Source organism: Hymenobacter agri (assembly GCF_054778495.1).
Genome location: NZ_BAAGZM010000312.1, coordinates 1 through 4,869, shown reverse-complemented (window position 1 = coordinate 4,869; position 4,869 = coordinate 1). Strand labels below are relative to the sequence as shown.

Annotated in this window: 6 protein-coding genes; 1 reads left to right on the top strand and 5 read right to left on the bottom strand. The window is 64.0% G+C overall.

The window, feature by feature from the left end; translation table 11 throughout:
- Window positions 1-491: hypothetical protein (locus ACYVDE_RS14545; protein ID WP_460502268.1), on the top strand; the 491-nt coding region annotated here is incomplete at its 5' end.
- Between the two features lie 2 nt (window positions 492-493).
- On the opposite strand, the gene ACYVDE_RS14540 is transcribed toward ACYVDE_RS14545, so the two are convergent.
- The 5 genes from ACYVDE_RS14540 to ACYVDE_RS14520 all read right to left on the bottom strand — a co-directional run.
- Complete coding sequence (locus ACYVDE_RS14540) at window positions 494-1,015, bottom strand: hypothetical protein (RefSeq protein ID WP_460502267.1); 522 nt, start codon at window positions 1,013-1,015, stop codon at window positions 494-496.
- A gap of 37 nt (window positions 1,016-1,052) precedes the next feature.
- Window positions 1,053-1,457 (bottom strand): aminoacyl-tRNA hydrolase, encoded by a 405-nt coding sequence (gene arfB / locus ACYVDE_RS14535; protein ID WP_460502266.1) that lies wholly within the window; start codon window positions 1,455-1,457, stop codon window positions 1,053-1,055.
- A gap of 83 nt (window positions 1,458-1,540) precedes the next feature.
- Entirely contained in the window at window positions 1,541-2,491 is a 951-nt protein-coding gene (locus ACYVDE_RS14530) for a 3-oxoacyl-ACP synthase III family protein (protein ID WP_460502265.1), read from the bottom strand.
- A 239-nt stretch (window positions 2,492-2,730) separates the two neighbouring features.
- Window positions 2,731-3,453 carry a head GIN domain-containing protein gene (locus tag ACYVDE_RS14525; RefSeq protein WP_460502263.1) on the bottom strand — a complete coding sequence of 241 codons (723 nt, stop codon included), beginning with the start codon at window positions 3,451-3,453 and terminating at the stop codon, window positions 2,731-2,733.
- 110 nt (window positions 3,454-3,563) lie between these two features.
- Window positions 3,564-4,869: carbohydrate porin (locus ACYVDE_RS14520; protein ID WP_460502262.1), on the bottom strand; the 1,306-nt coding region annotated here is incomplete at its 5' end.

Genomic DNA, 4,869 nt, shown 5'->3' with positions numbered 1-4,869 from the left:
CGCGCACCACCCGCTACCTGCTGCGCCCCGACCAGCGCCTGTGGCTGCTGCGCCGCCGGCTCGACCTCGACGTGTTCACCATTCCCTTCAAGGTGCGGCCGCCGCAGGCCGGCGTGCCGGTGCAACTCAATACCAACTTCAACGCCGCCATCTACATCGGCCGGCGGCTCGATTTTTATTCGCTGCGCACCAAGCGCACCACCCCGTTCGGGCCCACGCCGCACATTCGGGCTACGGGCCTGGGCTACGGCGCCTTCATCGGGGCCGGCTCTACCTTCATCACCGACGACGTGACGGCCGCCACCCGCCCCACCGCCGCCGACTACGAAGGCGTGGTGCTGCACGGCGGCCTCGCCACCATTTACGATGCCCGGGCGTTCAATATTGGTTTAGCCGCGGGCGTCGACCAGCTGCTGGGACCCGATGCGGCGCATTGGGTGTACCAGCACAAGCCCTGGTTCGGCATCCTGTTCGGGTTGGATTTGAATTAGCGCTAGCGGTGCAGCACGGCGGCAGGCTCGAGGTCCCGGTCGTCGGCCACTACGTAGGTGCCATCCAGCCGCAGGCGCTTGCGCGTGTTGCGGTAGCAGCGGCAGCATTCGTCGCCGCGCTCTTCGCCCGCCAGCTCAATATCCGTTAGCTGGTAGCGCCGGCCGATGGCTGGCAGCACCACGGCGTAGTTGTAGCCCGCTGGCCCGTAGTTGCCATTGCGGGGCGGAAACAGCCTGTTCAGCGTGATGCCGTACCGATAAAAGTCCTGGCTACTCTGCCGCTCTTCGCGCGCGGTATCGAGAGGCGTGGCGAAGCCGGGCGAGGCGAAACGCACCACGTAGGCATCGCGCACCTCGGCACGCCGGAAACCCTGGTTCAGGCTGTCCAAATCGAAACGCAGCTGAATAGCATCCTCATTTTCGGAGAAGCAGTCGCAGGTTTGCTGCCGGCAGTCGGGCGTGCAGGTGGTTAAGGCGCTGGCACCCAGCACGCAGGCCAATAACAAGAGGGGTAGCTTGTTCATGGGCGTAAATATAGCTGCCCGCTCACAACGGACCTGATTACTCCAGCCGGCGCCGGTTAGCCTTCTTCTCGCTTTGAATTCTCTTGCCTTCCAGACGCTTGCGCACGGCGGCTTTGCCGGGCTTGGTGGCCTTGCGGGGCTTAGGGCGGCGCAGGCTTTTCAGCAATAGCTCGTGGAAGCGCGCTAGCACAATCTCCTTGTTGCGGAGCTGGCTGCGGTCGTCTTGCGCGGCCAGCAGCAGCCAGCCATCGGCAGTGAGCTGGTTGGCCAGCTTTTCCAGTATCAGGCGCTTTTGTTCGTCGCTCAGCAGCAGTGAGTTCAGCAGGTGCCAGCGCAGCTCCACGCGCGACTCCACCTTGTTCACGTTCTGCCCGCCCGGCCCGCTGGCCCGGCTGGTCTGGAAGGTGATTTCGGGCAGGAAGGCGGCAGTGGGGGGAAGCACTTTGGAAGGGTTGAGTTTTGAGGATTAAATGTTGAGTTGAAATATATCAAGTCTATTAAAACTCATCATTCAACCCTCAAAACTCAACCCTTGTTCAGCAGCATAGCCCCGTAGGAATACCCGCCCCCGAATACGGTGATGATGACCCTGTTGCCGGCTTGCAGCGTGTCCCACACTTCGGCCAGGCCGATGGCTGCGCCGGCGCAGCCGGTGTTGCCGAGGCGCTCGATGTTGCTCACGGCGCGGGCGGGGTCGAGGCCCAGGGCCTTGGTCACGTTTTTCGAGATGCGCAGGTTGGCCTGGTGCGGAATGAGGTAGGTGAGGGCATCGGTCGCAATGTGGTGCTTGTCGAGCAGCGTCTGCGTCACGCGGGCCATGTAGGTGCAGGCCTGCTGAAACACGTCGCGGCCGAAGGGCATCACAATGCCGCGCTCCACGGGCTTCAGGGTCACGGCTTCGTCGGCCTTGCTCACGGGCGCGGCCCCGCCGGTGATGACTTCGGCAATGTGCAGGTCATCGGGGCTGAGGCGCTCCTTGCTGATGAGCAGCGCCGCCGCGCCGTCGCCCCAGAGGTGGCCGGCCATCGTGTCTTCCTCGTTGTTGTAGGCGGTATTGTGCTCGCTCACCACCACCACGGCGCGGGTGGCCTTGCCCATGGCAAAGTAGCCTTCCACGATTTCCACCGCATTCAGCAGCGACGAACAGGCCGAGGAAATGCTGACGGTCGGAATTTCGTTCACGTCCAGGTCGCGCTGCACGGCGTGTGCGGCGGTAAAAATGGTATCGTGCGGCGTGTAGGTGCCAGCCACAATCAGGTCGATGCTGGCTTGGGCAAAGGCGGGAGCAGCGGCCAGGGCAGCGCGGGTGGCGGCAATGGCCATGGTATTGGCATTTTCGCCGGGGGCCGCTTTGCGGCGCTCCTGAATGCCGGTGCGCTCAATAATCCACTCGCTGGCGAGGCCGTTGAGGCGGGTGAAATGCGCGTTGGTCACGACGGCCTCCGGGAGGTAGGACGCCACATGGTGAAGGTACACAGACTGGTATTGGGTGAGAAACGGGGGTGTGCCTTGCGGCAGCGCAAAGGTACGGCCTGCACTCCCCGGCGGTCGGCCTGCGGCGGCCATATGCCCGAATTTTACACCCGTGCAGATGGGCGGAACCGATAATGCCTCTCATCCGGAGCGCGGCGAAGGACCTTCTCAAGCCCAAACAAACCGTTTGCACTTGAGAAGGTCCTTCGCTGCGCTCCGGATGAGAGGCCTCTTTAACGGTGTTATTCCTTTACCACCCGGCCGCTGCCGCGCGTGGTGCTGCTGAGCTGCGCGCCACCGGCCACGTACATGCCGCCCGAGCCCGAGATGGTGCCTTCGGCGGTGAGGCTGGCGTACACGTGCGCATCGCCCGAGCCGCTGATGCGGGCTTTGCTGGTTTCGGTTTTCAGGTCGTGGGCTTTCACTTTGCCCGAGCCGCTGATGCGGATGTCGTTGCTGGTGGCCGTGCCGCCCACCGCTACATCGCCCGAGCCCGACACGGTGGTTTCGAGGCGGCCGGTTTTGAGCTGGGGCACCGTGAGGTCGCCCGAGCCGCTCACGGCCAGCGTCATGGCCTCGGCCTGCAGCGCGCCGCTCACCTCCATTTTGCCCGAGCCGCCCACGCGCAGCGCCTTGAGGCTGGGGGCGGTTACGTACACCGTGACGTGGCCGTGATTTTTGTTGTTGAACATGCGGCCTTCCTGGTCGCGAAACTTGAGGCGCAATTGGCTACCCTGCACTTCGGTTTCAAAATCGGCCAGGTCTTCCTTGCGGCCTTCCAGGGCCACGCTCTGGGGGCTGCCTTGCTTCACCACCACCTGGGCCGAGCCGCCGAGGCTGATTTCGGTGAACGCGCCCACCGTGCGGGTTTCGCGGTCGGCCAAAGGTTGAGAGAAGGACGACAAAGCGCCCACAGCCAGCGCCAGCGCGCCGGCACACAACGAGGTAATCCGAAAACTCTTCATGCGAAAAAAGGGAAAAGGTGAGCGAGTGAACCCTGTTACCAGCCAGATGCGCGAAACGTTACCGCGGTTGCCCGAATTTATTTCTTTTCACCTTTTCCCGTTGGCTCCGCTTAAAACTCCACGTGCATACGCACGGCCACCACGTGCACCGGCCCGCTGCGGTCTTTGTTGTAGCCCGGGTTCAGAATGAACTGGTAGTCGGGGCTGATGGCCACGTGGTAGCGGTGCAGGTCGATGCTGTAGTACACCTCGCCGATTTTTTCGAGGCCGTAGTTCAGCCGTCCGTCGCCAATCATGAAGCCGTAGCCGCCGGCGGCAAAGTAGGCCTGGTGTTCGGGGCTAATGCCGTTGGCCACCACGGCGATGCCGAGGCGGTCGTCGGGCCGGTGCCAGCGGGCGCCGGTGCTCACCGCGCCCAAGCTGGCGCTGTGGTCGATTTCGGTGAAGGCCCAGGTTTCGTTCTGGCCGTCGTTATAGCTCACGCGGGCAAACAGGCCCACATTTTTGCTGATTTCCTGCTCGGCATTCAGGCCGAAGCCCACCTTAGTATGGCCATCGCGGCGCACGCTTTCGAGCGTGGGTTGCTGGCCCAGGATTTGGCCCACGGCCACGGCGCTGCGGTAGGTGGCCATCGGGGCCACATTGCGGAAGCCCAACGCCCGCACCGTGCCCTGGCGCTGGCCAAGATGGTAGGTGTGGGTCAGCTCCAGGGTTTCGGCGTGGGCCCGGCCGTAGCGGTAGTCCAGCAGCGGGCCGTTGGCGTAGGTGGGCAGCAGGGCCGAGGCAAAGCGGGCGCTGAAGGTGGGCGTTACGTACTCCAGCACGCCGCCCACGGTGTAGCCGCGGGTGTTGGCGGCGTAGTCCCAGGCGCCGGCGCTCATCAGGCTCCAGTTCATGAACTGCGTGCGCGGGTCGTGCGAATAGCTGTTCTGGTCGAAGAAGTCGGCCAGGCAGAGCTTGCCCACGTTCACCGAGATGTAGTGGCGGGGCGTGGGACCGGCCACCTGGTTCAGGTCGTCCACGTCCTCATCGGTTTCCGAACTCAGGGCAAATACCTGCCGCACGTAGAGGCGGGCCAGGTACAGCACCGGGTCGGCCACGCCGATGCGGAAGGTTTCGCCGTTGGGGAAGCCCGCGATGCCGCGGGCGCTGCTCAGGCCGCTGCCGCCGGCCACTTCGGGGTTGAAGTACACCGCCGCATTCTTCCACAGCCGCCGCCCGATGAAGAACGTGCTGGTCATCGAGAGCTTGGCCGATTCGCGGTCGGCCAGGCTGAAATCGCCCGCGTAGGGGTTGTTCAAATTACTGTGCCACTGGTCGATGAATGTCTGCTGAAAGTGCAGGCTCCAGTTGTGCGATTCTTCGACGGGGCGGCGCAGCGGCTCCTGGGCCGAGGCAGCGGCGGGCGGGGTGGGC

Bases quoted from the DNA above. Each gene is read 5' to 3' on its own strand.
- ACYVDE_RS14525 (WP_460502263.1), bottom strand. From the start codon at position 3,453: ATGAAGAGTTTTCGGATTACCTCGTTGTGTGCCGGCGCGCTGGCGCTG.
- ACYVDE_RS14540 (WP_460502267.1), bottom strand. From the start codon at position 1,015: ATGAACAAGCTACCCCTCTTGTTATTGGCCTGCGTGCTGGGTGCCAGC.